General features: G+C 74.9%; 25 protein-coding genes. 13 read left to right on the top strand and 12 right to left on the bottom strand.

The annotated features are described in order from the left end of the window. Window positions 1-76 precede the first annotated feature (76 nt). Entirely contained in the window at window positions 77-556 is a 480-nt protein-coding gene (locus O2W20_RS02375) for a hypothetical protein (RefSeq protein WP_269170149.1), read from the bottom strand. A 91-nt stretch (window positions 557-647) separates the two neighbouring features. Next, window positions 648-953 (bottom strand): hypothetical protein, encoded by a 306-nt coding sequence (locus O2W20_RS02370; RefSeq protein ID WP_269170148.1) that lies wholly within the window; start codon window positions 951-953, stop codon window positions 648-650. A 220-nt stretch (window positions 954-1,173) separates the two neighbouring features. On the opposite strand from O2W20_RS02370, the gene O2W20_RS02365 reads away from it, so the two are divergent. After that, window positions 1,174-1,404 carry a hypothetical protein gene (locus O2W20_RS02365; RefSeq protein WP_269170147.1) on the top strand — a complete coding sequence of 77 codons (231 nt, stop codon included), beginning with the start codon at window positions 1,174-1,176 and terminating at the stop codon, window positions 1,402-1,404. A gap of 36 nt (window positions 1,405-1,440) precedes the next feature. Continuing rightward, complete coding sequence (locus O2W20_RS02360) at window positions 1,441-1,596, top strand: hypothetical protein (RefSeq protein ID WP_269170146.1); 156 nt, start codon at window positions 1,441-1,443, stop codon at window positions 1,594-1,596. Window positions 1,597-1,638: 42 nt separating this feature from the next. Here O2W20_RS02360 and O2W20_RS02355 read toward each other — a convergent pair whose 3' ends face one another. Together O2W20_RS02355 and O2W20_RS02350 are read right to left on the bottom strand one after the other, a co-directional pair. Further along, window positions 1,639-3,027: a metallopeptidase TldD-related protein gene (locus tag O2W20_RS02355; RefSeq protein ID WP_269170145.1), complete on the bottom strand. Its 1,389-nt coding sequence runs from the start codon at window positions 3,025-3,027 to the stop codon at window positions 1,639-1,641. Continuing rightward, the gene (locus tag O2W20_RS02350; RefSeq protein ID WP_269170144.1) at window positions 3,024-4,538 is read right to left on the bottom strand and encodes a TldD/PmbA family protein; all 1,515 of its coding nucleotides are present in this window, start codon (window positions 4,536-4,538) and stop codon (window positions 3,024-3,026) included. Before O2W20_RS02350 ends, O2W20_RS02355 begins: the two co-directional genes overlap by 4 nt. Window positions 4,539-4,690: 152 nt before the next feature. Between O2W20_RS02350 and O2W20_RS02345 the strand changes: the two genes are divergently transcribed. Next, window positions 4,691-5,494 carry an MBL fold metallo-hydrolase gene (locus O2W20_RS02345; RefSeq protein ID WP_269170143.1) on the top strand — a complete coding sequence of 268 codons (804 nt, stop codon included), beginning with the start codon at window positions 4,691-4,693 and terminating at the stop codon, window positions 5,492-5,494. On the opposite strand, the gene O2W20_RS02340 is transcribed toward O2W20_RS02345, so the two are convergent. Beyond that, complete coding sequence (locus tag O2W20_RS02340; protein WP_269170142.1) at window positions 5,470-6,540, bottom strand: flavin-containing monooxygenase; 1,071 nt, start codon at window positions 6,538-6,540, stop codon at window positions 5,470-5,472. The genes O2W20_RS02345 and O2W20_RS02340 overlap by 25 nt on opposite strands. 60 nt (window positions 6,541-6,600) lie before the next feature. On the opposite strand from O2W20_RS02340, the gene O2W20_RS02335 reads away from it, so the two are divergent. Next, entirely contained in the window at window positions 6,601-8,055 is a 1,455-nt protein-coding gene (locus tag O2W20_RS02335) for a dihydrolipoyl dehydrogenase family protein (RefSeq protein ID WP_269170141.1), read from the top strand. Here O2W20_RS02335 and O2W20_RS02330 read toward each other — a convergent pair. Next, the gene (locus tag O2W20_RS02330; protein ID WP_269170140.1) at window positions 8,037-8,663 is read right to left on the bottom strand and encodes a CDP-alcohol phosphatidyltransferase family protein; all 627 of its coding nucleotides are present in this window, start codon (window positions 8,661-8,663) and stop codon (window positions 8,037-8,039) included. The genes O2W20_RS02335 and O2W20_RS02330 overlap by 19 nt on opposite strands. Before the next feature lie 132 nt (window positions 8,664-8,795). Between O2W20_RS02330 and O2W20_RS02325 the strand changes: the two genes are divergently transcribed. The 4 genes from O2W20_RS02325 to O2W20_RS02310 are packed head-to-tail and all read left to right on the top strand — an operon-like array spanning window position 8,796 to window position 12,773. Next, entirely contained in the window at window positions 8,796-10,037 is a 1,242-nt protein-coding gene (locus O2W20_RS02325; protein WP_269170139.1) for an ABC transporter substrate-binding protein, read from the top strand. Then, entirely contained in the window at window positions 10,034-10,888 is an 855-nt protein-coding gene (locus tag O2W20_RS02320) for an ABC transporter permease subunit (RefSeq protein ID WP_269170138.1), read from the top strand. Before O2W20_RS02325 ends, O2W20_RS02320 begins: the two co-directional genes overlap by 4 nt. After that, complete coding sequence (locus O2W20_RS02315) at window positions 10,885-11,676, top strand: ABC transporter permease (protein ID WP_269185485.1); 792 nt, start codon at window positions 10,885-10,887, stop codon at window positions 11,674-11,676. Before O2W20_RS02320 ends, O2W20_RS02315 begins: the two co-directional genes overlap by 4 nt. Next, the gene (locus tag O2W20_RS02310) at window positions 11,673-12,773 is read left to right on the top strand and encodes an ABC transporter ATP-binding protein (protein WP_269170136.1); all 1,101 of its coding nucleotides are present in this window, start codon (window positions 11,673-11,675) and stop codon (window positions 12,771-12,773) included. The genes O2W20_RS02315 and O2W20_RS02310 overlap by 4 nt, the downstream gene beginning before the upstream one ends. Here O2W20_RS02310 and O2W20_RS02305 read toward each other — a convergent pair. Then, window positions 12,750-14,150, bottom strand: coding sequence for a radical SAM protein (locus O2W20_RS02305; RefSeq protein ID WP_269170135.1), 1,401 nt, complete (start codon window positions 14,148-14,150; stop codon window positions 12,750-12,752). The two genes, O2W20_RS02310 and O2W20_RS02305, sit on opposite strands and share 24 nt — an antisense overlap. A 198-nt stretch (window positions 14,151-14,348) precedes the next feature. On the opposite strand from O2W20_RS02305, the gene O2W20_RS02300 reads away from it, so the two are divergent. Together O2W20_RS02300 and O2W20_RS02295 are read left to right on the top strand one after the other, a co-directional pair. Beyond that, window positions 14,349-14,816, top strand: coding sequence for a hypothetical protein (locus tag O2W20_RS02300; RefSeq protein WP_269170134.1), 468 nt, complete (start codon window positions 14,349-14,351; stop codon window positions 14,814-14,816). A gap of 48 nt (window positions 14,817-14,864) precedes the next feature. Then, complete coding sequence (locus tag O2W20_RS02295; protein ID WP_269170133.1) at window positions 14,865-15,251, top strand: cupin domain-containing protein; 387 nt, start codon at window positions 14,865-14,867, stop codon at window positions 15,249-15,251. A 41-nt stretch (window positions 15,252-15,292) separates the two neighbouring features. On the opposite strand, the gene O2W20_RS02290 is transcribed toward O2W20_RS02295, so the two are convergent. After that, on the bottom strand, window positions 15,293-16,585 hold the full coding sequence (locus tag O2W20_RS02290) for an amidohydrolase family protein (RefSeq protein ID WP_269170132.1): 1,293 nt from the start codon (window positions 16,583-16,585) through the stop codon (window positions 15,293-15,295). A 72-nt stretch (window positions 16,586-16,657) separates the two neighbouring features. Here O2W20_RS02290 and O2W20_RS02285 point away from each other — a divergent pair, with 72 nt between their 5' ends. Genes O2W20_RS02285 through O2W20_RS02275 form a run of 3 tightly spaced genes read left to right on the top strand, consistent with a single transcriptional unit; the run spans window position 16,658 to window position 18,689 of the window. After that, a complete protein-coding gene (locus O2W20_RS02285; RefSeq protein ID WP_269170131.1) occupies window positions 16,658-17,335 on the top strand; it encodes a DedA family protein in 678 nt (225 codons plus the stop codon). Continuing rightward, window positions 17,332-18,012 (top strand): HAD family hydrolase, encoded by a 681-nt coding sequence (locus O2W20_RS02280; protein ID WP_269170130.1) that lies wholly within the window; start codon window positions 17,332-17,334, stop codon window positions 18,010-18,012. Before O2W20_RS02285 ends, O2W20_RS02280 begins: the two co-directional genes overlap by 4 nt. Next, complete coding sequence (locus O2W20_RS02275; protein WP_269170129.1) at window positions 18,009-18,689, top strand: alpha/beta hydrolase family protein; 681 nt, start codon at window positions 18,009-18,011, stop codon at window positions 18,687-18,689. Before O2W20_RS02280 ends, O2W20_RS02275 begins: the two co-directional genes overlap by 4 nt. Before the next feature lie 115 nt (window positions 18,690-18,804). Here O2W20_RS02275 and O2W20_RS02270 read toward each other — a convergent pair whose 3' ends face one another. From O2W20_RS02270 to O2W20_RS02255, 4 genes are all read right to left on the bottom strand, one after another. Further along, the gene (locus O2W20_RS02270) at window positions 18,805-20,022 is read right to left on the bottom strand and encodes an SRPBCC family protein (RefSeq protein ID WP_269170128.1); all 1,218 of its coding nucleotides are present in this window, start codon (window positions 20,020-20,022) and stop codon (window positions 18,805-18,807) included. Window positions 20,023-20,237: 215 nt separating this feature from the next. Further along, window positions 20,238-21,095 (bottom strand): FAD binding domain-containing protein, encoded by an 858-nt coding sequence (locus tag O2W20_RS02265; protein ID WP_269170127.1) that lies wholly within the window; start codon window positions 21,093-21,095, stop codon window positions 20,238-20,240. A 28-nt stretch (window positions 21,096-21,123) separates the two neighbouring features. Continuing rightward, the gene (locus O2W20_RS02260) at window positions 21,124-23,604 is read right to left on the bottom strand and encodes a xanthine dehydrogenase family protein molybdopterin-binding subunit (RefSeq protein ID WP_269170126.1); all 2,481 of its coding nucleotides are present in this window, start codon (window positions 23,602-23,604) and stop codon (window positions 21,124-21,126) included. Continuing rightward, the gene (locus O2W20_RS02255) at window positions 23,601-24,155 is read right to left on the bottom strand and encodes a (2Fe-2S)-binding protein (protein WP_269170125.1); all 555 of its coding nucleotides are present in this window, start codon (window positions 24,153-24,155) and stop codon (window positions 23,601-23,603) included. Before O2W20_RS02255 ends, O2W20_RS02260 begins: the two co-directional genes overlap by 4 nt. Between the last annotated feature and the right edge of the window lie 111 nt (window positions 24,156-24,266).

Below are 24,266 nucleotides of genomic sequence, written 5' to 3'. Positions count from 1 at the left end.
TCTCGACGGACGGTAGGGAGATCGCGCTCTTGTCAAGAGGCGCGGCGCGCCGGGACCGATCGGTCCACAGTGGACCTCAGTCCCACAGGCCTCGTGCGCCCCTCCCGTCCCGCGCGGACGGCACGATGCGGTCGGCGACGGCGCCGGTGGCGAAGGAGTAGACGGCCTTGTGCGCGACGTCGACGACCTGGTCACGGCGTGACCAGGTCCACGGCGGAGCGCCCACCCCGGTGACGTTCTCCAGGGTCTGGTCGACCGCCAGCCGCACGGAGGTGTGCCAGGCGGACGCGCGCACGCCGCGCAGCCCGGCCGCAGCCCAGACCCCGCGCAGCGCACCGACGGCGGCCCCGGTGCCCCAGTGCATGAGGTGGTTGCGCACCGGCGGGCGCGCCGACCCGGGCAGCCGTCGTCCGGTCGCCAGCGCGGTCAGCGTCCGGGCGGGGACGTAGCTGTTCGGCCGCCCCGTCAGCTGCTGTTCCAGCTTCTCCCCCGCCGTCATGACCGCCACCCCGGCCAGCCCGGCCACCGCTCCGCGTACCGCTGCTCTCGCCCACATGGGCCACGGGCTACCCGGGCCGCAGGCCGGGCAAAGACGACGAGCCGCCCACCGGTTCCCCGGTGGGCGGCTCGGTCGGATCTGGTGGAGCTCAGCCGGCGGCCGGCTCCGAGGCGTCCAGGGCCTCCACCGCAGCGATGTCGCGCAGGATCGCAGAGAGCTCCGTCGACGTCCATGCCTCACAGCAGTCGCAGTCGCCGGTGTCGCTGAAGCTGCGCAGGCCGAGGCTGCCGCCGGCCTGGTCCTCGGCGAGGGAGAGCTGACCGTCCTCCGGGTTGCGGTGGCACCGGCACAGCGAGGCGCACATGCCCAGGCCCCAGCCGGAGACGATCACGGCCGGGCCGTTGTCGTGGACCTTGCCCACCTGGAAGATCGAGGGCTTCTGGCGGTACGTCATGTGGTGCTCCCCTCGCCGTCCTGCCGGGAGGCAGGGGGTAGTCGTCGGCGTTCGTGGGGAAGTAGACACGAGTTGCGTTTCAGGTCCGTGACAGCGGGGCATGAAACGCGGTTTGGACGACGCACTGCACCCACCTGTCACGCGCATCCCGACCGTCCCAGCGATCGCCCGCCGTACGCGCCGGTGCATCCGCCGACGAGGAGCGGGGTAGGGCCCGGCCATGTCGATGAACGCACCGCTGGACCCCTTCCCGTCGAACCCGGACGACGGGATCCCCGCCGCCGACCCCGGTGCGGGGGCGCCGCAGACTGCTGACGGCTTCGGCGTCGAGGGAGAGGAGCCGGCTGCCCCCGAGCAGGGCTCGGACGACGCCGAGGCCGCGCCGCCCACCGAGACGGCCTTCCAGACCCCCGACCCGGACGACGTCGGCCGCGGACCCGTCACGCCCTGACCGTTCGGCCGAGCCGCGCGGGGGTACCCGGCCGGCATGACCGAACCCGCCGGCTCCGACCCGGCCACCGAACCCACCTCCACGGACGCCGCCGTGCAGGGCCCCGAACCGACCGGTGAACCCGTCGACCCGGCGGTCGCCACCTCGAGCCCGGACCCCGGCCAGACCGGCCGCGACCGCCGCGAGGACTGAGCCCGTCCGGGCGGCACACCGGCCGCCCGGACGGGTCGCCCGTCAGCTGGCCGGGCTGACCGAGCTCATGTTGAAGTCGGGGACCCGGAGCATCGGCATCGAGGCCCGGGTGAACCAGTCGTTCCACTCCCGCGGCAGGGTCCGCACGCTACGGCTGGCCTCGGTGGCCCGGCCCAGCAGGTCGACCGGCGACTCGTTGAACCGGAAGTTGTTCACCGCGCCGGTCACCTCGCCGTCCTCCACGAGGAAGACGCCGTCGCGGGTGAGGCCGGTGACCAGCAGTGTCTGCGGGTCGACCTCCCGGATGTACCAGAGCGTGGTCAGCAGCAGCCCGCGCTCGGTGCGGCCGATCATCTCCGCCTGGGTCGCGGTGGCGTTCGGGTCCTCCAGGACGAGGTTGTCCACCGCCGCGGTCGCCGGTGCCGTCGTCTTCAGCGCCCAGGCCCGGGGCCGGATCAGGTTGGTCAGCACGCCGTCGCGGATCCAGTCGACGGCCGGCGTCGCCATGCCGTTGTCGAAGACCGAGGCCGACCCCGAGGAGCCGCCGACCACCTGGAACGGCGCGGTCTCCAGCCCCGGCGCGTACGGGTCGCTGCGCAGGGTCAGCGGGAGCTGCGCCAGCCGGTCCCCGATCCGGTTGCCGCCCCCGGCTCGGGCGTACACGCTGCGGCCCTCGTCGGCGTCCCGGGCCTCCATCGCCCAGTAGGTGGGGATCATCAGGTCGCTGACCGTGGACGGCGGCAGCAGCGTCTCGTACCGCCCGGCCGGCAGCTCGACCCGCCGCTGCGACCAGGCCATCTTCTGCTGCACCTCGGCGGCGAGGTCGGCCACCGAGACGTCGGTGAAGTCGCGGGTGCCGACGCCCGCCCAGACGGACCGGCCGAAGTCGGTGCTCTTCCCGTTCAGCTCGACCCGCCCGGTGGGCTGGTCGAGCCGCAGCCGCAGTCCGGTGGAGGTGCCCAGGTAGGTGGTGGACAGCTGGTGCTCGGCGAACCCGAAGAGCAGCTCCTCGCGGCTGCGCGCAGCGGCGAAGGCCTCGCCCAGCGCCGGGGCGAACTCGGCGAAGACGTTGATCGAGGTCTCGGCCGGCTCGGCGTCCCAGTCGCCGGCGCCCGGGGGCGCCTCGCTGATCAGCGGCATGGCGTCCTCGGCCGGCCCGGCGTCCCGCGCGGCCTGCTCGCTCATCCGCACCAGCTCGGCGACGTCCGGGGTGCCGGTGCGGGCCACCGTGCCGGTCGCCATGCCGGCGCCGCCGTCGACGAAGGAGATGACGACGACCTGCCGGGAGCGCATCGCGCCGTTGGTGGTCAGGCTGTTGCTCGCCCAGCGGAGGTTGGCCTCCGAGCTGTCGGTGACGTAGGTGATCTGCCCGTCCACCGTGGACGCCGCCAGCGCGGCCTCGACGAGCTGCTGCGGGGTCTGGGAGCTCATCGCCCACCCTCCTGCTTCGTGTTGAGGATGGCCGTGTTCTCGAACAGCGCGGTCGGGCAGCCGTGGCTGACCGGGGCGACCTGGCCGGGCTGGGCCTTGCCGCAGTTGAAGGCGCCGCCGAGCACGTGGGTCTGCGGTCCGCCGACCGCCGTCATCGAGCCCCAGAAGTCCGTCGTCGTCGCCTGGTAGGCGACGTCCCGGAGCTGGCCGGCCAGCCGGCCGCCCTCGATCTTGTAGAACCGCTGCCCGGTGAACTGGAAGTTGTACCGCTGCATGTCGATCGACCAGCTGTTGTCCCCGACGACGTAGACGCCGCGCTCGACCCCGCCGATGATCTCCTCGGTGGAGGGGCCGTCGGGGGCCGGCTGCAGCGACACGTTCGCCATCCGCTGCACCGGCACGTGGGCGGCGGAGTCGGCGAAGGCGCAGCCGTTGGAACGCCCCATCCCGCGCAGCCGGGCCATGTTGCGGTCGACCTGGTAGCCGACGAGCACGCCGTCGCGGACCAGGTCCCACTGCTGGCCGGCGACGCCCTCGTCGTCCCACCCGACGGTGGACAGGCCGTGCTCGGTGGTGCGGTCGCCGGTGACGTGCATCAGCGGCGAGCCGTACTGCAGGGTGCCCAGCTTGTCGACGGTCGCGAAGGAGGTGCCGGCGTAGGCGGCCTCGTAGCCGAGGGCGCGGTCCAGCTCGGTGGCGTGCCCGATCGACTCGTGGATGGTCAGCCACAGGTTCGACGGGTCGACGACCAGGTCGTAGCGGCCCGGGTCGACCGAGGGGGCCTTGACCTTCTCCCGCAGCAGCTCGGGGAGCTCGGCCAGCTCACCGCGCCAGTCCCAGCCGGTGCCGGTGAGGTACTCCCAGCCGCGCCCCACCGGCGGGGCCAGCGTGCGCATCGACTCGAAGGTGCCGGTCGCGCGGTCGACGGTGAGCGCGGTGAACTCCGGGTTCACCCGGACCCGCTGCTGGTGGGTGCGGGTGCCGGCCGTGTCGGCGTAGAACTTCTGCTCCTTGACCTGCGAGACGCTGCTCTGCACGTGCTCGACGCCGTCGGCGGCCAGCAGCCCCTCGGAGAGCTCGACCAGCAGGGCGGTCTTCTCCGCGTCCGGGACGGCGAACGGGTCGACGTCGTAGGCCGACACCCACTCCCCGTCGGCGTACACCGGCTCGGCCGCCAGCTCGACCCGGTCGGTGTTCATCGCCGCGGACACCTGGGCGACCGCGACGGCCTCCTCGGCCAGCCGGACCGCCTCGGCGGCGGTGAGCACCACACCGGCGGCGAACCCCCAGGTGCCCTCGTGCACGACCCGCACGGCCAGGCCGAGGTCCTCGCCGTCGGCCAGCGCCTCCAGCCGGGCGTCGCGCAGCCGGACGGCCTGGGTGCGGATCCGCTCGACCCGCAGGTCGGCGTGCTCGCACCCCAGGTCGACCGCTCGGGTCAGCGCTGCATCGGCCAGTGCGGACAACGGGAGGGCGAGGAAGGACTCGTCGACGGAACGGGGCTGTGCCACGTCCCGTGTCTACCAGCCGGGGAGGGAGTTGGTGAGCCCCGCTACCGATCCGGCCGACGCCGTCGGTCACCCACTGCACCTTCCGGGCGCGGGAGAGCGCATCCGGTGACCAACGGCGCATCCCCGGCGGGGGGTCCGGGTACCGGCCCCGCATGACCGCTCCTGGGGACGACGTCACGCTCACCTTCGGCGGCACCGCGACCACCCTGCTGCGGATCGGGCCCTTCGCCCTGCTGACCGACCCGAACTTCCTGCACCGGGGCCAGTGGGCGCACCTGGGCTACGGGCTGCGCAGCCGGCGGCTGACCGACCCGGCGCTCGTGCCCGCCCAGCTGCCGGCGCTGGACGCCGTCCTGCTCAGCCACATGCACGGCGACCACTGGGACCGGGTGGCCACCCGGTCGCTGCCCAAGGAGACCCCGGTGGTGACCACCCCGGAGGCCGCCGGCTGCCTGGCGAAGCGGGGCTTCACCCAGACCTCCGACCTGCGGCCCTGGCAGACCCACGAGCTCAGCCGGGGCGGCGACACCCTGCGGATCACCAGCGTCCCCGGGGTCCACGGCCCCGGACCGCTCGCCCGCTTGCTGCCGCAGGTGATGGGCAGCGTGCTCGAGCTGGTCCGCGACGGCGCCGTCACCTGGCGGGGGTACGTCAGCGGCGACACGCTGTTCCGGCCGGCGCTCGGCGAGGTGCTGCAGCGCTGCGGTCCGCTGGACGCGATGATCCCGCACCTGGGTGGCACCAAGGTCGCCGGCATCACGGTGACGATGGACGCCCGGCAGGGCGCCGACCTGGTCGAGCTGCTCACGCCCCCGGTGACCGTGCCGGTGCACTACGACGACTACGGCCTGTTCAAGGACCCGCTGGGGAACTTCGTCGCCGAGGTGGCCGCCCGCCGGGCCCCGGGCGAGATCCGCACCGTCGGCCGGGGTCAGACGGTCTCGCTGCGGGCCTGACGCCTGATCCGCCGGGCGGTGCGCCGGGCGTCCCGGTCGACGCCGTCGATGATCGAGGAGTTGACCCGGGTCTGCCACGGCAGCCCCATCCAGTGCAGCCCGGCCACCGGCGAGGCCCCGCAGCGGTGGACCGGCAGGCCGTCGGCGCCCAGCGCGCCCGGGACGTCGATCCAGCCGGTCTCGGGCAGGAAGCCGGTGCACCACAGCACGGCGGACACCTGCTCGGTCCGCCCGTCCTCCAGGTGCACCCGGTCGCCCTCCGCGCCGACCACCCGCCCGGTGCGCCAGCCGATGACGCCGTCGTCCCGGAGTCGGCGCAGTTCCCGGCCGATGATCGCGTCGCCGCGCCGGCGGATGCCCCGGGCCACCCAGCTGTCGCTGCCGGCGTTGAGCACCCCGGACAGCAGCAGCCACCAGTAGACGCTCACGCCGAGCACCCGCTCCGGCAAGAACCGGGGTTCCCGCGGGCTGACCACGGTGACCTCGTGGGTGGCCGACAGCTCCACGGCCAGCTGCGCCGCCGAGTTGCCGCCGCCGACGACCAGCACCGGCCCCGCGGGGAGGTCGGCGGGTCGGCAGTAGTCCGCGGAGTGCAACTGGGCGACCGCCGGGTCCAGCTCCTGGGCCGCGGCCGGCACCCGCGGCCGGGTGAACGGGCCGGTGGCCAGCACCACCTGCCGGGCCAGCACCGGCCCCTCCCGCGTCTCGGCGCGGAAGCCCACCGGGTCCGGCGTCAGCCGGGTGACCGGGGTCCAGGGGCGCACCGGGACGTCGAGCCGGCGGGCGTAGCGGTGCAGGTGGTCCGCCATCTCGACCCGGTCCGGCGTCGGTGTCGGCCCGGCCGGGAAGGCCATCCCGGGCAGGCTGCTGAACCGGCGGGGCGTGAACAGCTGCAGGCTCTCCCAGCGGCGCAGCCAGCTGCCCCCGACCTCGGCGGCGTCGACCACCACCACATCGCGAACGCCCTTTCGGGCCAGCCACCAGGCCGTGCCCAGGCCGGCCTGGCCCGCACCGACCACCAGCACGTCGTGCACCCGGTCTGCCACGCCGTCGATCCTCCCCCGACCGGACGGCGCCGCGCCGGGTGCCCGCCTAGCGTGGGCGCGGTGACCCGAGGACGGACGTGGGACCTGCTCGTCATCGGCGGTGGCACCGCCGGGATCGTGGCGGCGACGACCGCCGCCGCCCTGGGCGCCCGGGTTCTGCTGACCGAGCGGGAACGCACCGGCGGTGACTGCCTGTGGACCGGGTGCGTGCCGTCGAAGGCGCTGCTGGCCTCGGCCACAGCGGCGGCCGACGCTCGCGCGGCCGCCCGGCTCGGGGTGGACGTCGCCGGCGTCGAGGTGGACTTCGCCCGGGTCATGATCCACGTGAAACAGGCCATCGCCACGATCGAGCCGGTCGACTCCCCGGAGACGCTGCGCAGCAAGGGCGTGACCGTGCTGACCGGCGATGCCGTGTTCACCGGGCCCGACCGGGCCACCGTCGACGGTCGGGAGATGAGGTTCCGGGCCGCGGTCATCGCCACCGGCTCGGGTCCGGCGCTCCCGCCCGTCCCTGGCCTGGCCGGCGTCGACCCGCTCACCAACGAGACCGTGTGGGGCCTGACGACGCTGCCTCCCCGGCTGGCGGTCCTCGGTGGCGGACCGATCGGCTGCGAGCTCGGACAGGCGTTCGCCCGGTTCGGCGCGCAGGTCACGGTGGTCAACTCCGCCGACCGGTTGCTGGCCGTGGAGAGCGAGGAGGCATCCGAGCTGGTCACCGCCGCGCTGGTCCGCGACGGCGTCGACGTGCGGAACGGCGCTCGGGCGGTCGAGGTCACCGGCGACCGGGACGGCGGTGAGCTCCAGCTGGCCGACGGCGGCACCGTGCCCTTCGACCGGCTGCTGGTCGCCGTGGGGCGCCGGGCCCGCACCGAGGGCCTGGGCTGCGCCGCGGCCGGGGTGGAGCTGGCCGAGGACGGCAGCGTGGTCGTCGACGACGCCCTGCGCACCGGCAACCCGCGGATCCGGGCGGCCGGCGACGTCACCGGCGGCCCGCGGTTCACCCACGTCGCCGGCGTGCGCGGCAGCCTGGCCGCGAGCAACGCGGTGCTCGGGCTGCGTCGCCGGGTCGACCCCGTCGTCCCCCGGGTCACCTACACCTCCCCGGAGGTGGCCTCGGTCGGCATGAGCCCCGCCGAGGGAGCGGCCGCCGGGCTGACCGTCCGGCGCCTCCCGCACACCGAGATCGACCGGGCCATCGCCGAGGACCTCACCGCCGGCTCCGCGACGCTGGTGCACGACCGGCGCGGGCGGCTGCGCGGAGCGACCGTGATCGGCCCCCGGGCCGGGGAGAGCCTCGGCGAGCTGACCCTCGCCGTCCGGCAGGGGCTGCGGGTGCAGGACGTCGCCGGCACCACGCACCCCTACCCGACCTACAACGACGCGGCGTGGAACGCCGCCATCGCCGACGTGCGCGCCCGGCTCCGCGCCCCGGTGGTCCGGATCGCGCTGCGGCTCTTCGTCCGGCTCCGTGCCGTGCTCACCGACCGCCGGGAGGCTCAGCGCAGCGCGCGGTGACCCGCCCACATCCGGTGGACGGCGCTGATGCCGACCACCACCGCCCAGACCCAGGCCAGTTGCCAGGCGAACGCCGGCAGCAGCAGCCACAGCGCGTGCACCACGATCGTCTCGGTGCCCTCCGCCAGCCCGCCGAGGGAGGACAGCGACCGGCCGTCGTCCAGCTGCCGACCGGCCCGCTCGGCGAGCGAGGAGAAGGCCAGGAACGCAGCGCCGTTGACGTAGTAGGCGAGCAGGACGGCGGCGAACGGCTCCCACGGGTCGCCCCGCTCGGCGGTCACCCCGAGGGCGACGCCGAGCACGCCGGCGCCGTAGACCAGGAAGTCCGCGGTGATGTCGAAGAACCCGCCGGCGCCGGCGTCCCCGGGCGCGCCGGCCGCGCGACGCCGCCGGGCCAGCGGGCCGTCCAGCCCGTCGGCGAGCCGGGAGAACAGCCAGAGCACCAGCGCCGGCCACCACAGCGTCGCCGCCGCGGCGGCGGCGCTGCCCAGGCCGAGCACCAGCCCGGCGGCGGTCAGCCGGTCCGGGCTCATCCACGGGCGGTCCAGCACACCGGCCACCCGGGCGAGCGGCCGGTCGAGCACCCGCCGCGCGGCAGCGTCGAGCACCCGGGTCTCCGATCCTCGGCAGCACGTCGACCCGGTGGCGGGGCACCATCGGGTGGGGCACGATCTTGGCGCAGCCCCTGGGCCGCGGCCACCCGCCGGCAGGGGCGGACCGACGTCAGGGAGGCGCCACACGTGACCGTGCTCCACCGCTGGCACGGCGGCGTGCTCGTCGCGGCGTGCGCCTCGGTCGCCGTCCTCACCGGGTGTGCCGCGCCGGACGCGGCGGCGCCGGTGGCGGAGGACCGCTCGTGGGACGACGTGCTCGCCGAGGCCGAGGGGCAGACGGTCGACCTGTGGATGTACGGCGGCGACGTGCAGGGCAACGCCTACGTCGACGACGTGCTTGCTCGCGCGGCGGCCGAGCTCGGGGTGACCCTGCGCCGGGTGCCGATCGCCGACACCGGGGACGCGGTCAACCGCGTCCTCTCCGAGCGGCAGGCCGGCGTCACCGAGGGCGAGGTGGACCTGGTCTGGGTGAACGGCGACAACTTCGCCACCGGTCGCCAGGCCGGCGCCTGGTTGTGCGACTGGACGTCGATGCTGCCGAACATCGCCGGCACCGACCCCGACGACCCGCTGCTGACCAGCGACTTCGGCACCCCGGTCGACGGCTGCGAGGCGCCCTGGCACAAGGCCCAGTTCAGCCTGGTCTACGACGCCGCCCGGGTGCCCGACCCGCCGACGACGCTGGCCGGGGTGCTCGACTGGGCGGAGGTGAACCCGGGCCGGTTCACCTACCCGGCCCCGCCGGACTTCACCGGCTCGGCGTTCCTGCGCCAGGTGCTCTACAGCGTGTCCGGCGGCGTCGACGAGGTGCCGCTGGAGCACTCGGACGAGGCCTACGAGGAGCTGAGCCCAGCGCTCTACGACCGGCTCGCCGAGCTGGCGCCCGCGCTGTGGCGGGAGGGTGACACCTACCCGCAGAGCCAGCAGGAGCTCGACCAGCTGTTCGCCGACGGCCAGGTGGACATGACCATGACCTACGGCCCGGCGACCGTCGACGACCTGGTCGCCGACGGCACCTTCCCCGAGACCACCCGGGTGCTCACCCTGGACGAGGGCACGCTCGGCAACGCCAGCTTCCTGGCCATCCCCTCGACCTCCGATGACCAGGCCGGCGCGATGGTGGTGGCCGACCTGGCGCTCTCGCCGGAGCAGCAGCTGGCCAAGGCACGCCCTGAGGTCTGGGGGCAGTTCACCGTGCTGGACCTGGACCGGCTCGGCGACGACGCGCGCGCCGGGTTCGAGGCGCTGCCCGACTCCGCGGTGGTGCCCAGCTACGAGGAGCTCTCCGCCGGCGCGGACCCGGAGCTCTCGGCCGGCTGGGTGACGCCGTTGGACGACGGGTGGCGGCGCGAGGTCGCGGCCGGGTGACCGCAGCCGGCCGGGCCGGCGCCGGGTCCCGCCGCGCGACCCTGCTGGTGCTGCCCGCGGTGGTGCCGGTGGTGGTCGTCGTCGGTGCCGCCCTGACCTCCGCCGTCCTGCTGAGCCTGGGCCTGACCCCGCTGGTCGGCCGGCCGGAGCTGTCCCTGGACGCCTGGCGGGCCACCGAGCTCGGCACCTCGATCCGGCTGTCGCTGGCGATCGCGGCCGGGGCGACGGCGGTGGCCACGGTGGTCGGGCTCTGCCTGGCGCTGGCGGTGACCGCCGGGGCGCGGCGGAGCCGGCTGCTGGCCACGCTCAGCTCGCTGACCATCCCCGTCCCGCACCTGGTGGGCGCGGCGGCGATGGGGCTGCTGCTGGCCGACGCCGGGTTCCTGCCCCGGCTGCTGGGCATCGCCCCCGCGGACTGGCCGGCGCTGGTGGGCGGCCGCTGGTGGATCGCGGTCGGTGCCGAGTACGCCTGGAAGGAGTCGGCGTTCATCGCCCTGGTGGTCGCCGGTGTGCTGAGCAGCCGGGTGGCCTCCTACACCGAGACCGCCGCGCTGCTGGGCGCCGGCCGGTGGGCCCGGTTCCGGCACGTCACCCTCCCGCTGGCCGCCCCGGCGCTGGGCGCCTCCGCGGCGGTGAGCTTCGTCTACACGCTGGGCTCCTACGAGGTCGCCGCCCTGCTGGGCCGCCCGTCACCGGAGCCGCTGCCGGTGCTCGCCGTCCGGCTGTTCACCTCCATCGACCTCGCCGCACGGCCCCAGGCCGCCGCGGTCGCGGTCACCACGTCGGCGCTGGGGCTGGTGGCCGTGCTGGTCTCGCTGCGGTCGCTGCGCCGGCTGGCGGCCGAGCAGTGAGCGCACCGCTGCTCGTCTCCCGCCTCGGCTCCCGACTGGGGCGCGGCGCGCTCGCCTTCTGGCTGGTGCTCCCGCTCGTGCCGCTGCTGCTGTGGGCCGCCGCCGACCGCTGGTCGGCGCCGGCCCTGCTGCCCCAGGCCTGGGGGACGACCGGGCTGGCCGAGGCCCGCGCCGCCGGCGCCGGTGCCGCCGCCGTCCGGTCGGCGGTGCTCGGGACGGCGGTGGCCGTGCTGGCCACCCCGCTGGGCGCGCTGGCCGGCCGGGCGCTGACCTCGGGGGCGCTGCGCGCGCCCGGGCTGGTGTTCGCGGTGCTGCTCTCCCCGCTGGTGCTCCCGCCCTTCGCCGTCGCGCTCGGGCTGGACGTGCTGCTGCTGCGGCTGCGGGTGCCGGCGGAGGTCGGTCTGGTGCTGCTGCTGACCGTGGCGGCGATCCCGTACACGACCGTGGTGATGCGGGCCGCGTACGCCGCGCACGACCGGCACCACGACGAGGAGGCCCGGCTGCTCGGCGCCTCCGCCTGGCGGGTGGTGCGCTCGGTGCACCTGCCGCTGCTGGCCCCGGCGGTCGCGGGCGCGGCGTTCCTGGCGTTCCTGGTGGGGTGGAGCGACTACGTCGTGACCCTGCTCGTCGGCGGTGGCCGGCTGGTCACCCTGCCGCTGCTGGTCGGCGCCGCCGCCTCGGCCACCGGCAACGACGCCCAGGTGGCGGTGCTGGCGCTGTCGGCGGTGCTGCCGCCGGTCGCGCTGCTCGTCGTGATCGGCTCGATCGGCCGGCGGGCCCGGCGGTGAGCGGCTCCCTGCAGCTGACCGGGCTCACCCGCGTGCACGCCGCCGGGGCCCCGCCGGCCCTGGACGACCTGACCCTCGCCGTCCCGGCCGGGTCGTGCGTGGCGGTGCTCGGCCCGTCCGGCTCGGGGAAGAGCACGGTGCTCCGGCTGACCGCCGGGCTGGACACCCCGACCCGGGGCAGCGTGCACCTCGACGGCCGGGACCTGGCCGGCGTCGTCCCGGAGCGACGCGGGATGGCGATGGTCTTCCAGCGCCCGCTGCTGTTCCCCCACCTGTCGGTGCGGGACAACGTCGGCTTCGCCGACCGGGTGCGCGGCCTGCCCCGGCGGCAGGCGCGCGAGCGCGCCGAGCACCACCTCGAGCTGGTCCAGCTGGGCGGGTTCGGCAGCCGGCCGGCGCGGGCGCTGTCCGGCGGCCAGGCGCAGCGGGTGGCGCTGGCCCGGGCGCTCGCCGCCGAGCCCCGGGTGCTGCTGCTGGACGAGCCGTTCAGCGCGCTGGACACCGGGCTGCGTCAGGAGATGCACGAGCTGCTGGCCGACCTCCGGCTGCGGCTGGCCCCGACGGTGCTGCTGGTCACCCACGACCCGGCGGAGGCCGACGCGCTGGCCGACACCGTCGCGGTGCTGGCCGCCGGCCGGCTGCAGCAGCTGGGGCCGATGCGGGAGCTGTACGCGCGGCCCCGGTCCCTGGCGGTCAGCCGGCTGCTCGGCGGGCGCACCGAGGTGCCCGGGACCGTCACCGGCGGGCGGCACCGCTCCGCACTCGGCGAGCTCGAGCTCCCGGCCCCGGCCCCGGAGGGCCCCGGGGTGCTCGTCGTCCGCCCGGAGGCGGTCACCCTCGTCGCCGCGGCGGACGCCGACGCCCGCGGCACCGTGGTGCAGGTCCGCCGGCGCGGGCTGCGGGCGCTGGTCACCGTCGAGGTGGCCGGCCGCGGGACCGAGCCGGCTGCCGTGGCCGCCGAGCTGTCGCCCGGCGAGGAGGTCGCGGTCGGCGCCGAGGTCGGGCTGCGCATCCCGGTCACCGCCCGGTGCGTCGTCCCCCCGGCCGGCCTGGCGGACGCGCGGGAGGGCGCCTCAGCCCACGACCGTCAGCGGTAGCAGCCTCCGCAGCTGCGCGTTCTCCGCCAGGTCGAGTACGGAGTGCTGCGCGCAGGCCGGCACCAGCTGGCCGGTCTCGGGGTGGGCCATCGAGTAGGTGCAGGCGGCGAGCCGTTCCTGGGTGGCGCGCAGCTGCGGGTCGGTGGCCTGCTCCCCGCGCTGCATCAGCTCCCAGGCCGGGCCGACCTGCTCGGCGTCCATGAAGCTGTGCACCTCGAAGGTCATCAGCCCCAGCGCACCGGTGCGGGCGGCCCGCACCAGCGCCCGGGCGCCGCCGGCCCGGCGCACCGTGCGCCGCGCCCAACCGAGCGCGACCGGCAGGTCGCCGGGGTGCCGGCGCAGCACCCGGAGCACCTTGCCGACCAGCAGCAGCGGCGGCGTCCCGCTGAAGGCCACCCCGCCGAAGTGCGCGAAGAACCGGTCGCGGGCCGCGCGGTCACGGGCGTCGTCCGGGTCGATCAGCCCGCGCCAGCGGCCGGCGACCAGGAAGCCGAAGGCGACCCGGTTGCACCGCGGGTCGCCGAACTCGATCCCCTCGTGCGGCACCCGGTGCCCCAGCGCCTGCTCCAGCTGCGCCCAGACCGCATCGACGTCCACTGCGGTGTAGGACTCCTTCCACCGGCGGTCGTCCCCGACGTGCGCGGCCGGCTGGAAGCTCATCATCGAGAAGCCCATCGGCAGCACCGCGCGCACCGTCTCGGCCACCTGGTCGAGGTTGGCCGGGGTGACCGTCATGTTGTGCGCCAGGTAGTACCGCAGGCCCGTCTCGGCGCGCAGGTCGCGGAACATCTGCACGAACCGCTCGCGGAACGGATCCAGCTCGGCCTCCGACCGGGGCTTGACCGCGCCACGGCGGCCCCGCATCAGCATGTCGAAGTGCGCCGCGAAGCTCACCCGGTCGAACCGCAGCCGCCCCTCGCCGTCGGTCACCAGCGCGCGCAGGTACTCGGGGTCGAAGTCACCGTGGGTCATCGACATCGGCGACCGCCCGTGCGCCCGCATCGCGAGCAGCGCCGCGGCGTGGTCGTCCGGCGGCAGCAGGCTCACCTCACCGCCGATCAACTGGGCGTGGGCGTAGGGGCCGCGCCGCTGCTCCAGGTAGGCCATCTGCTGCTCGACCTGGTCGACGGTGTGCTGCCCGTCGATGCGCACCTTGTTGGCGTCGGCGGAGTGGTAGCAGGGCGTGCAGGTGAGGTTGCACTTCGGGAACACGCCGTGCGTGCCCTCGCAGCCGACCGCGTGCCGGCCCAGGCTCTGCGCGGGGGTCTGCACGTGCGCCGGCAGCGCCGCCCACCGCTCGGCGAGCGCTCGCGCCGTCTCCGGGTGCACCGGGCGGGTGCGGGCGGCGAGGTCCCGCAGTCGTCCGAGCAGCGTCATCGCAGTCTCCCCTCACGCGCGCCTTCGGCACGCCCACCCACGGTAGCTGCGGCACGACCGGTCCACCGGCTGCGCTCAGCCCCCGGGATGACCCGCTGACCTGGACAGATCAGCCGCACGACCGACGCCCGAGGACGACGTCGCGACCGATGCTGGTCCCGCCACCGACCGGTGGCGGAGAACGAGTGGAGGCACCCGGTGGTCAGCACGAAGAAGGTCGTCCTCGGCGCCGTGACGGCGCTGGTCGGCGTGGTCGGCTCGGGAGCCGCGGCGATCGCGCTCACCATGCCGTCCGGCGTGGACGGCCCCGGCGCCGCGTTCGCCGAGCTGCAGGGCCACACCCAGACCGCCGACCACGCCACCGCCGACGTCGCACCCCGCGAGGACGTGCCGGCCTGGACCCGGGCCGTCGGCTCCGATGTGACGGTCGTCCGGCCGGGGGAGGCCGCTGGTGACGACGCCGGCAGCGTCCGGGTGCACATGACGCTGACCAGCGGGACGACGCTCCCCGCGCACTGCACCCCGCTGGACCAGGTGGGGATGCCGTTCGACGGCGGGGGCCGATGGCCCGACCTCGGCGACGAGGCGCACCTGTGCGACGGCTGGGTCACCGTCGTGCTCGGCGACCAGCTCTACGCCTGGACCGACGACCAGACGCGCGGCTGATCCGGCGGTCCCTGCGTACGCACGCCGCGTCGGGGGAACTCAGCGGTCATGCCTCCCGTGGTCCGCGACAGCGCGGAGATCGAGACAGAGACCTGGGATGACCCGGTGCGGGGGAAGGTCTCCTTCCAGGTGGTGTTCAGCCAGGACCGGACGCCGACGGCCCGGCTCTACACCGGCCTGGCCGAACTGCCCGTCGACGGCTGGCTCGGCCTGCACCGGCACACCGCGACGGAGGTCTACCACCTCATCGAGGGCAGCGGCGTCGTCGTCCTCGACGGCCAGGAGCACCCGGTGGCCGCCGGGTCGGCGGTCTTCACCCCCGGCGACACCGAGCACGGCATCCGCAACACCGGCACGGGCCCGCTGCGGTGTGTCTACGCCTTCCCGACCGACTCCTTCGAGGACGTGCACTACCGCTTCTCCGCGGAGGAGTGAGGGCCCCTGCTCAGCGCCCGGCCAGGCGCACGGCCCTCCGCTCAGCGGCCGGCCAGGCGCATCGCCCGGGTCTGGACGTCGGCGCGCAGTTCCGCTTCGTCGACCGTGGTGGAGACCCCGTCGGCCAGCACCTGCCGGCCGGCGACCCAGGTGTCGCGCACGTGCCGGGAGCCGACCGACCAGACCAGGTGGGTCAGCAGGTCGGTGATCTCGCCGACCGGCACGAAGGCGATGTCCTCGGTGTCCACGTGCACCAGGTCCGCGCGCCGTCCGGCGGTCAGCTGGCCGAGGTCGTCCCGGCCGATCGCTGCGGCCGCCCCGCCGGTGGCCAGCCAGAACGCCTCCGGGGCGGTGAGCGCGGTGGCGTCCCGCTCGCGCAGCCGGGCCAGCTGCGCGGCGAGCCGGAGGTCCGCGAACAGGTCGAGGTTGTCGTTCGACGCCGGCCCGTCGGTGCCCATGCCCACCCGGATGCCGAGGTCGAGCATGTCCCGCAGCCGGGCGGTGCCGCTGGCCAGCTTGGTGTTGCTGCTCGGGCAGTGCGCGACGGCGACGTCGTACTCCCGCCACAGCTCCAGGTCGCCGTCGTCCATGTGCACGCAGTGGGCGGCCAGCACCCGCCCACCGAGCACGTCGTGCGCGGCGAGCAGCTGCGGCACGCTCTGGCCGTGCTGGGCCAGCAGCCCCGCGCCCTCGGTGCTGGTCTCGGCGACGTGGGTGGTCAGCAGCAGGCCGTGCTCGCGCGCCATCTCGGCCGCCTGGGTGAGCACCGGCAGCGGCACGGTGTAGGCCGAGTGCGGGCCGATGCCCCACTCGACCTGCTCGTCACCGGTGCCGGCGGACTCCGTGGCGCGGGCGAGCTGCTCGTCGAAGGTGCCGAAGCCGGGGAGGCCGATCAGCGGGTGGGTGATGACCCCGCGGGCGCCGGTGCGCCGCACCGCCGCGGCCATCCGGTCGGGGTGGAAGTACATCTCCACGCTGGTGGTCACGCCGTGCCGCAGCATCTCCGCCGACGCGGCGGTCATCGCCACCTCGACCTCCTCGGGGGTGAGCCGAGCCTCTCGCGGCCACATCACCTCGTTCAGCCACCGGTCCAGCGGCAGCCCCTCGCCCTGGCCGCGGAACAGCACCATCGGCGCGTGCGAGTGGGTGTTCACCATGCCGGGGGTGAGCACCCCGGGCAGCGCGGTGACCTCGGCGTCCCCGGCCGGCGGGGCCTCGGCAGCCGGCCCGACCCAGCTGATCAGACCGTCCTCGACGTCCAGCACGGCATCGGGGACGACGGTGCCGGCGCGGTCCCCGACCACGACGGCGCGAGCGGTGAAGCGGTGCGCCATGAGCGCAGACCCTACGGCCGGTCCACCCCGGCAGCAGGGCGGCGCACAGGCGCCGCCGATACCGTGGGGCTCATGTCCGTCCTCGCCGCCGCCGCATCCGACGAAGGCGGTATCACCGGCTTCCTGCTCGACCTCATCGACCGGCTCGGGGCGGTGGGCGTCGGCCTGACCATCCTGATCGAGACGGTCATCCCGCCGATCCCCAGCGAGGTCGTGCTCGGGGCCGCCGGGGTGCTGATCAACGACGGGCGGATGTCCCTCGTGCCGGTCATCATCTGGGCCACCGTCGGCTCGGTGCTCGGGGCGCTGGTCCTCTACTGGGTGGGCCGGCTGTTCGGTCCCCGCCGGTCGCACGCGTTCCTCGACCGGCTGCCGCTGGTCGAGACCGCCGACGTGGACCGGTCCTTCGAGTGGTTCGCCCGGCACGGTCGCGCCGCCGTCTTCTTCGGCCGGATGGTGCCGATCGTGCGCAGCTTCGTCTCGGTCCCGGCCGGCGTCGTGAAGATGCCGATGCCGCAGTTCCTGCTCTTCACCGCCGCCGGCAGCCTGCTCTGGAACAGCCTGCTCATCGGCCTGGGCGTCGCCGCGGGCGACTTCGTGCAGGCCAACCTCCAGTACCTGGACTACGTGGTGGTGGTCGTGGCGGTCGCCGCGGTGGCCTGGTTCGTCTACAAGAAGGCGACCGGGCAGTTCCGGCGCCCGCCCACGGCCGGTGCCGACCTGCCCGTCGACGAGCGGGACCAGGCATGAGCACCCCGCGCACCCGGCCGGACGTCGTCGCCTTCGACGTCAACGAGACCCTGCTCGACATCAGCCCCCTCGGGGCGGCCCTGGCCGAGCAGGGCCAGTCGGCCGACCTGCTGCCCGCCGTCTTCTCCCGCGCCCTGCTGACCGGGTTCGCCGCCACGACGGCCGGCACCTGGTTCCCCTTCCGGGCCGCGTTCGAGACCTCGGTCGCGCAGGTGACCGGGTTGCCGCCGACCGCCTGCTCCACGGTGGCCGACTCCTTCATGGAGCTGTCCCCCCACCCGGACGTCGAACCCGCCCTCCGCCTGCTCACCGCGGCCGGGGTCCGGGTGGTGACGCTGAGCCACGGGTCGCCCGGAGTCGCCGAGGCGGGCCTGACCCGCGGCGGGGTGGCCGCGCTGGTGGAACGGACGCTGACCTCGGAGTCGATCCGCGCGTGGAAGCCGAACCGGGAGGCCTACCTGTGGGCGGCCGGCGTCTGCGACGTGGCACCGGAGCGGATGGCGCTCGTCGCGGCGCACTCCTGGGACGTGCTGGGTGCCGGGCGGGCCGGGCTCACCACCGGCTTCACCTCCGGCCGGTCGGAGAAGGTGTTCGCCGGCGTCTACGCGCCGCCGCACGTGCAGGGCGGGTCGCTGGTCGAGGTGGTCGAGGGTCTGCTCGCCCTGCCGCCGGTGTGACCACCGGGGAGGTCCCCACCCCGCTCGGCCCGGCCCGGGTGCACCGCACGGAGCCCGCAGGCGACGTCCGCGGCACCCTGGTGCTGGGCCACGGCGCCGGCGGCGGGTCCGGCTCCGCGGACCTGCTGGCCGTCACCGCCGCCGCCGGCGCGGCCGGCTGGCGGGTGCTCCGCGTCGACCAGCCGTGGGTGGTCGCCGGGAAGCGGATCGCCCCCGCCCCGGCCCGGCTGGACGAGGGCTGGACGGCGGCGCTCGCCGTGCTGCGCGCCGACGGCCTGCTGACCGGCCCACTGGTGCTGGGCGGGCGCAGCGCCGGCGCCCGGGTGGCCTGCCGGACCGCGACGGCACAGGGGGCCGCCGCCGTGCTGGCCCTGGCCTTTCCGCTGCACCCACCGGGCCGGCCGGAGAAGAGCCGCGCGGCGGAGCTGCACCAGGTCGCCGTCCCGCTGCTGGTGGTGCAGGGCGCCACCGACGCGTTCGGGCGCCCCGCGGAGGTGGTCACCGCGCTGGCCGGCCACCCGGGGGAGGTCCGGGCCGTTCCGGGCGACCACGGGCTGAGCAAGGACCCCGACCTGGTCGCTGCCGCCGTCGCGGACTGGCTGACCGGGCAGCCGTGGGACCACTCCCGCCAGGTGCCCTCTCCGAACAGCCCCGTGAGCTCGGACCCAGCCCACTGACGCCTGCCGGGCCAGCCAGGAAGGACCCCGAGCGCTTGTGCTCTGCTCACCAGGAGTGAGCAGAGCACAAGCGGCCGCAGCGTGCTCCCCGTCCGGGCTCACGCCCGGGGTGCGGTCAGCGCCGGCGGCGGCGCACGAGCAGGGCGATGAGCAGGGCCAGGACCGTGACCCCGGCCGCCGGGGCGGCGTACCGGATGACCGCCGCACCACCGGCCACCTCGAGCAGGTCGATCGGCTCCGGCTCGGCCGGGGTCAGCTGCCGCGGCGGCGAGCTCGGGGTGCTGCGCGCGGGGCCCCCACCGGCCGGGCGGTTCGGCGGGGCGGTGGTGCCGGCCGGCGGCTTGCTCGGCGCCTTGCGGGGGGTACCGACGGCGGCGTCGGGCGCCGTGGTGGAGGCGGGCTCGGCGTCGGGCGCCTGGTCCTCCACCGTCCCGGTGCCGGAGAACGGCGCTGCGTCTCCCGCGGCCGGGGCCGTGTCACCGGCAGCCGGGGCCGTGTCGCCGGCCGCAGTGGCGGCAGCGGCCGGCGTGCTCTTCGTCGGCGGGGCCAGCGGGTCGGGCACCGGCGCCTCGGCCGGCGCGCTCCCGGCCGGCGCGCTCGCGGCGGGAGCGGCCTTCTTGGTCGGCTTCGCCGGTGCCGCCGCCTCCTCCGCTGCTGCTGCCTTGTCCGCCGCTGCGGCGGCGGTCTTCTTCGCCGCGGCGCCGGCCTTCTTGGCCGCGCCGGCCGCCGGGGGGTCGCCGGCGACGCCCTCGACGCTGGCCGCGGCCTCCTCCACCACGCCCGCGGTGGTCGCGGCGCCCTTGGCCGCAGCGGCGGTGGCCTTCCCTGCGACGGTCGGCTCCTGCGAGCCCGCAGCGGCCGCGGCCCGGGTGGCGTCGCCCTCGGCGTCGCCGCTGGCCAGCTGGGCGGAGAGCTTGTCGGCGAACTGGCCGAGCAGCTTGTTGCCGACGTCGGTCATGACGCCGCGGCCGAACTGGGCGGGCCGGCCGGTGATGTTCAGGTCGGTCAGGACGTCGACGCGGGTGGTGTCGCCCTCGGCCGCGAGCGTGGCGGTGATGACGGCCGCCGCGGTGCCGTTGCCGCGCTGGTCCTTCCCGCGGGCGTCGATGACCGCACGATGGGTCTCGTCGTCCTTCTCCACGAAGGACGCCTTGCCCTGGTAGGTCAGGTTGATCGGACCGAGCTTGACCTTGACCCGGCCGGTGAAGTCGTCGCCGGTCACCGAGTCCAGGGCGGCACCCGGCATGCAGGGGGCGATGCGCTCGATGTCCAGCAGCACCCGCCACGCTTCGTCGATCGGCACCGGCACGGTGAACGCGTTCTCGAGCTGCACTGCAGGACCTCCGGGTGTGGGCAGCCCGGGCGGGAGGCGACGAGTCGGCGACAGCCCGTCCGGGTCGTGCGGTGATCGAGGCGAGACGGCGACGTTACCGCGCCCCCGCTGCCCCCTGACATCCGATCACGACCGCGGCGTCCCCGCAGGTGGGACGCCGACGGCGCGCCGGACCGGTCACGTCACTGGCGTGACGGACCGGTCCGGCCTCGCCGTCAGAGGCCGGCTGCGGCGGCCACCGCCCGCCGGGTCAGGACCTGGGCCAGGTGCTGGCGGTAGTCGGCCTGGGCGTTGAGGTCGTTGCTCGGGCTCGTGCCCTCAGCGGCCTGCGCCGCCGCCGCGGTCACCGTCTCCAGACTGACGTCCACCCCGACCAGCGCCGCCTCGGTGGCCGACGCCCGCAGCGGGGTCGGCCCCATGTTGGTCAGCCCGATCCGCGCCTCGGCGATCCGGCCGCCCTCCCGCCGGACGGCAGCGGCGACCGCGACGATCGACCAGGCCTGGACCACCCGGTTGAACTTCTCGTACCGCACGCCCCAGCCCTCGCCGAGCTTCGGCACCCGGATCTCGACCAGCAGCTCCCCCTCCTCGAGGGCGGTGGTGAGGTAGTCGACGAAGAACTCCGCAGCGGGCACGGTGCGCCGCCCGCCCGGCCCGGCGAGCACGAACTCCGCGTCCAGGGCGAGCGCCACCGCCGGGAGGTCCCCGGCCGGGTCGGCGTGCGCCAGCGCGCCGCCGAACGTGCCGCGCCGGCGCACCTGCCGATCGGCCACGGTCTCGGTGGCCTGCACGATCAGCTGGCCGTACTGCGCCAGCAACGGGTCGGTGAGGACGTCGGCGTGCGTGGTCATCGCCCCGATGACCAGCATGTCGCCGTCCTCGCGCACGCCGCGGAGCTCGGCCACCCGGGTCAGGTCGACGAGCGTCTCGGGTGCGGCGAGCCGCAGCCGCATGACCGGGATCAGCGACTGCCCACCGGCGAGGACCTTGACGTCCTCACCGCCGTCGGCGATCGCCTGCAGGGCCTCCTCGATCGTGCTCGGGCGGGCGTAGGCGAAGGGTGCGGGGATCATGGCTTCGCTCCAGAGTCGCTTCGGCGGATCACTGCGCTGCCTCCTGGATGCCGGACTCGGTCGTGCGGGCACCGCCGTAGGCGTTGCTGCCCTGGGCGGCGCGGTCGCCGCCGTCCCCGCCGGCGTGGATCGCCCGCCACACCCGTTCCGGGGTGAGCGGCATCCGGATGTCGGTGACGCCGAGGTGCCGGACGGCGTCCAGCGCGGCGTTGACCACCGCCGGGGTGCTGGCGATGCAGCCGGCCTCCCCGACGCCCTTGGCGCCCAGCGGGTTGCTGGTCGCCACGTGCACGGTGTTGCCGGTGTCGAAGTGCGGCAGGTCCGAGGCGGCCGGGACCAGGTAGTCGACGAAGCTGCCGGTGGTCAGGTTGCCCTCGGCGTCGTAGATCGCCTCCTCGTACATCGCCTGGGCGATGCCCTGGGCCAGGCCGCCGTGCACCTGTCCCTCGACGATGAGCGGGTTGACGATCGTGCCGACGTCGTCGACGCAGGCGTACTTGCGGATCTTGGCGAACCCGGTCTCGGTGTCGATCTCCATCGCGCAGATGTGCGTGCCGTGCGGGAAGGAGAAGTTCTCCGGGTCGAAGGTGGCCTCGGCGTCGATGGTCGGTTCGACGCCCTCCGGGTAGTCGTGCGCGGCGAAGATCGCCAGGGCGACCTCCTGGATGCCGACCCCGGCGCCCGGCGTCCCCCGCACGGTGAACTTCCCGCCGGTGAACTCCAGGTCGTCGGCGTTGGCCTCCAGCAGGTGGGCGGCGATCACCCGGGCCTTCTCCACCACCTTCTCCGCGGCCTTCACCACCGCCGTGCCCCCGACGACCAGCGAACGGGAACCGTAGGTGTCCAGCCCGCGGGAGGAGATCGCGGTGTCGCCGTGCAGCACCTCGACGTCCTCGAACGGCACACCCAGCTCGTCGGCGACGATCTGGCTCCACGCCGTCTCGTGGCCCTGGCCGTGCGGCGTGGAGCCGGTGACCACCTCGACCTTGCCGGTGGGGAGCATCCGGATCGACGCCTGCTCCCAGCCACCCGCGCCGAAGGCGAGCGAGCCGAGCACCCGGGAGGGGGCCAGCCCGCACATCTCGGTGAAGGTGGAGAAGCCGATGCCCAGCTGGACCGGGTCGTTCGAGTCGCGGCGGCGCTTCTGCTCGGCCCGCAGCTCGTCGTAGCCGAGCAGCTCCAGCGCCTGCTCGGTCGCCTGGTGGTAGTCACCTGAGTCGTACTCCAGGCCGGCGACCGTGGTGAACGGGAACTCCTCGGTGTTGATCCAGTTCTTCCGGCGCAGCTCCAGCGGGTCCATGTCCAGCTCGACGGCGAGCTCGTCCATGATCCGCTCGATCGCGAACGTCGCCTCGGGCCGGCCGGCGCCGCGGTAGGCGTCGGTGGGCACCTTGTTGGTGAAGACGCCGTCGCACTCGAACCGGTAGGCCGGGAACTTGTAGATCCCCGGGAACATGAACGCGCCCAGGGCCGGGACGCCGGGGGTGATCAGCCGCAGGTAGGCACCCATGTCGGCCAGCAGCCGCACCCGCAGGCCGCGCACGGTGCCGTCCCGGTCGGCGGCGACGTCGATGAACTGCACCTGGTCGCGGCCGTGGTGGGCGGTCATCAGCGACTCACCGCGGGTCTCGGTCCACTTCACCGGCTTGCCCAGCCGCCGGGCGATGAGCAGGCAGAGGATCTCCTCCGGGTTGACCTGCAGCTTCCCGCCGAACCCGCCACCGACGTCGGGGGCGATCACCCGCAGCTTGTGCTCCGGGATGCCGGTGACCATCGCGGCCATCACCCGCAGGATGTGCGGGATCTGGGTGGCCGACCACATCGTGTAGCTGTCCCCGGAGGGCTGGACGACGACCGAGCGGGGCTCCATGAACGCCGGGATCAGCCGCTGCTGGACGAACCGGCGGCTGACCGTGACCTCGGCGTCGGCGAACGCCTGCTCGGTGTCCCCGCCCGTGCCGGCCTCCCCGGCGTCGAAGACGAAGTGGTAGCTGGTGTTCGACGTGGTGGAGTCGTGCACCAGGGGCGAGCCCTCCTGCACCGCCTGCTCCATGTCCAGCACGACCGGCAGCGGCTCGTAGTCGACGTCGATCGCCTCGAGAGCGTCGGCGGCAGCGGTGCGGCTGCGGGCCACGACGATCGCGACCGCCTCGCCCACGTGGTTGATCTGCTCGACCGCGATCGAGGGGTGCCCCGGGTTGACCATGTCGGGGGTGACCGGCCAGGCACAGGGCAGCGAGCCCTGCTCCTCGGCGAGGTCGCGCCCGGTGTAGACGGCGACGACGTTCGGCCGCTCCTTGGCGGCGCTGACGTCCAGGTGGGTGATCCGACCGTGCGCCACCGGGCTGCGCAGCACCGCCAGGTGCAGCATGCCGGGAAGCACCATGTTGTCGGTCCAGGTGGTCTTGCCGGTGATCAGCCGGGCGTCCTCCTTGCGGCGACGCGCCTGGCCGACCTCCTTCGCCGGCGGCAGGTCGACCGCGGAGGTCGGGTCCTCGACGGCGGTCATGCCTGGGCCGCCACGTGGTCGGCAGCGGCCGTGTCGACAGCGGCCGGCTCGGCCTGCGGGTCGTCGGCGGCCTTGCCCGACATCTCCGCCGCGGCCTGGCGTACCGCCCGGACGATGTTCTGGTAGCCGGTGCAGCGGCAGAGGTTGCCCTCGATGCCCTCCCGGACCTCCTCGTCGCTGGGGTCGGGGTTCTCCTTCAGCAGGTCGATCGAGGCCATGATCATCCCCGGCGTGCAGAAGCCGCACTGGAGGCCGTGCATCTCGTGGAAGGCCCGCTGCACCGGGTGCAGGGTCGCGCTCTCGCCCTCACCGGTCGCGACGCCCTCGATCGTGGTGACCTGGCAGCCGTCGGCCTGCACGGCGAACACGGTGCAGGACTTCACCGCCTGCCCGTCCAGGTGCACGGTGCAGGCGCCGCAGTTGCTGGTGTCGCACCCGACGACCGTGCCGACCTTGCCGAGCTGTTCCCTCAGGTAGTGGACCAACAGGGTCCGTGGCTCGACGTCGTCCGTGTAGGACGCCCCGTCGACCCGCACGTTGATCTGGGTCACGTGTCCTCCGCATCGTTGCTTCGGCTGTGCACCGCGGTCGTCCCGCGGGTCCGTCGGCAGTGTGACAACCGACACGTGAGTTAGGCCACACTCACTTCCTGGCACCGGACC

Source organism: Modestobacter sp. VKM Ac-2982 (genome assembly GCF_026967935.1).
In the GTDB taxonomy this organism is placed as follows: Bacteria; Actinomycetota; Actinomycetes; order Mycobacteriales; family Geodermatophilaceae; genus Modestobacter.
The sequence above is the reverse complement of the archived record's forward strand: the minus strand, read 5'-3'. Positions and strand labels throughout refer to the sequence as shown.

Bases quoted from the DNA above. Each gene is read 5' to 3' on its own strand.
- O2W20_RS02375 (WP_269170149.1), bottom strand. From the start codon at position 556: ATGTGGGCGAGAGCAGCGGTACGCGGAGCGGTGGCCGGGCTGGCCGGG.
- O2W20_RS02355 (WP_269170145.1), bottom strand. From the start codon at position 3,027: ATGAGCTCCCAGACCCCGCAGCAGCTCGTCGAGGCCGCGCTGGCGGCG.
- O2W20_RS02265 (WP_269170127.1), bottom strand. From the start codon at position 21,095: ATGATCCCCGCACCCTTCGCCTACGCCCGCCCGAGCACGATCGAGGAG.
- O2W20_RS02260 (WP_269170126.1), bottom strand. From the start codon at position 23,604: ATGACCGCCGTCGAGGACCCGACCTCCGCGGTCGACCTGCCGCCGGCG.
- O2W20_RS02365 (WP_269170147.1), top strand. From the start codon at position 1,174: ATGTCGATGAACGCACCGCTGGACCCCTTCCCGTCGAACCCGGACGAC.
- O2W20_RS02370 (WP_269170148.1), bottom strand. From the start codon at position 953: ATGACGTACCGCCAGAAGCCCTCGATCTTCCAGGTGGGCAAGGTCCAC.
- O2W20_RS02290 (WP_269170132.1), bottom strand. From the start codon at position 16,585: ATGGCGCACCGCTTCACCGCTCGCGCCGTCGTGGTCGGGGACCGCGCC.
- O2W20_RS02360 (WP_269170146.1), top strand. From the start codon at position 1,441: ATGACCGAACCCGCCGGCTCCGACCCGGCCACCGAACCCACCTCCACG.
- O2W20_RS02280 (WP_269170130.1), top strand. From the start codon at position 17,332: ATGAGCACCCCGCGCACCCGGCCGGACGTCGTCGCCTTCGACGTCAAC.
- O2W20_RS02305 (WP_269170135.1), bottom strand. From the start codon at position 14,150: ATGACGCTGCTCGGACGACTGCGGGACCTCGCCGCCCGCACCCGCCCG.
- O2W20_RS02345 (WP_269170143.1), top strand. From the start codon at position 4,691: ATGACCGCTCCTGGGGACGACGTCACGCTCACCTTCGGCGGCACCGCG.
- O2W20_RS02295 (WP_269170133.1), top strand. From the start codon at position 14,865: ATGCCTCCCGTGGTCCGCGACAGCGCGGAGATCGAGACAGAGACCTGG.
- O2W20_RS02285 (WP_269170131.1), top strand. From the start codon at position 16,658: ATGTCCGTCCTCGCCGCCGCCGCATCCGACGAAGGCGGTATCACCGGC.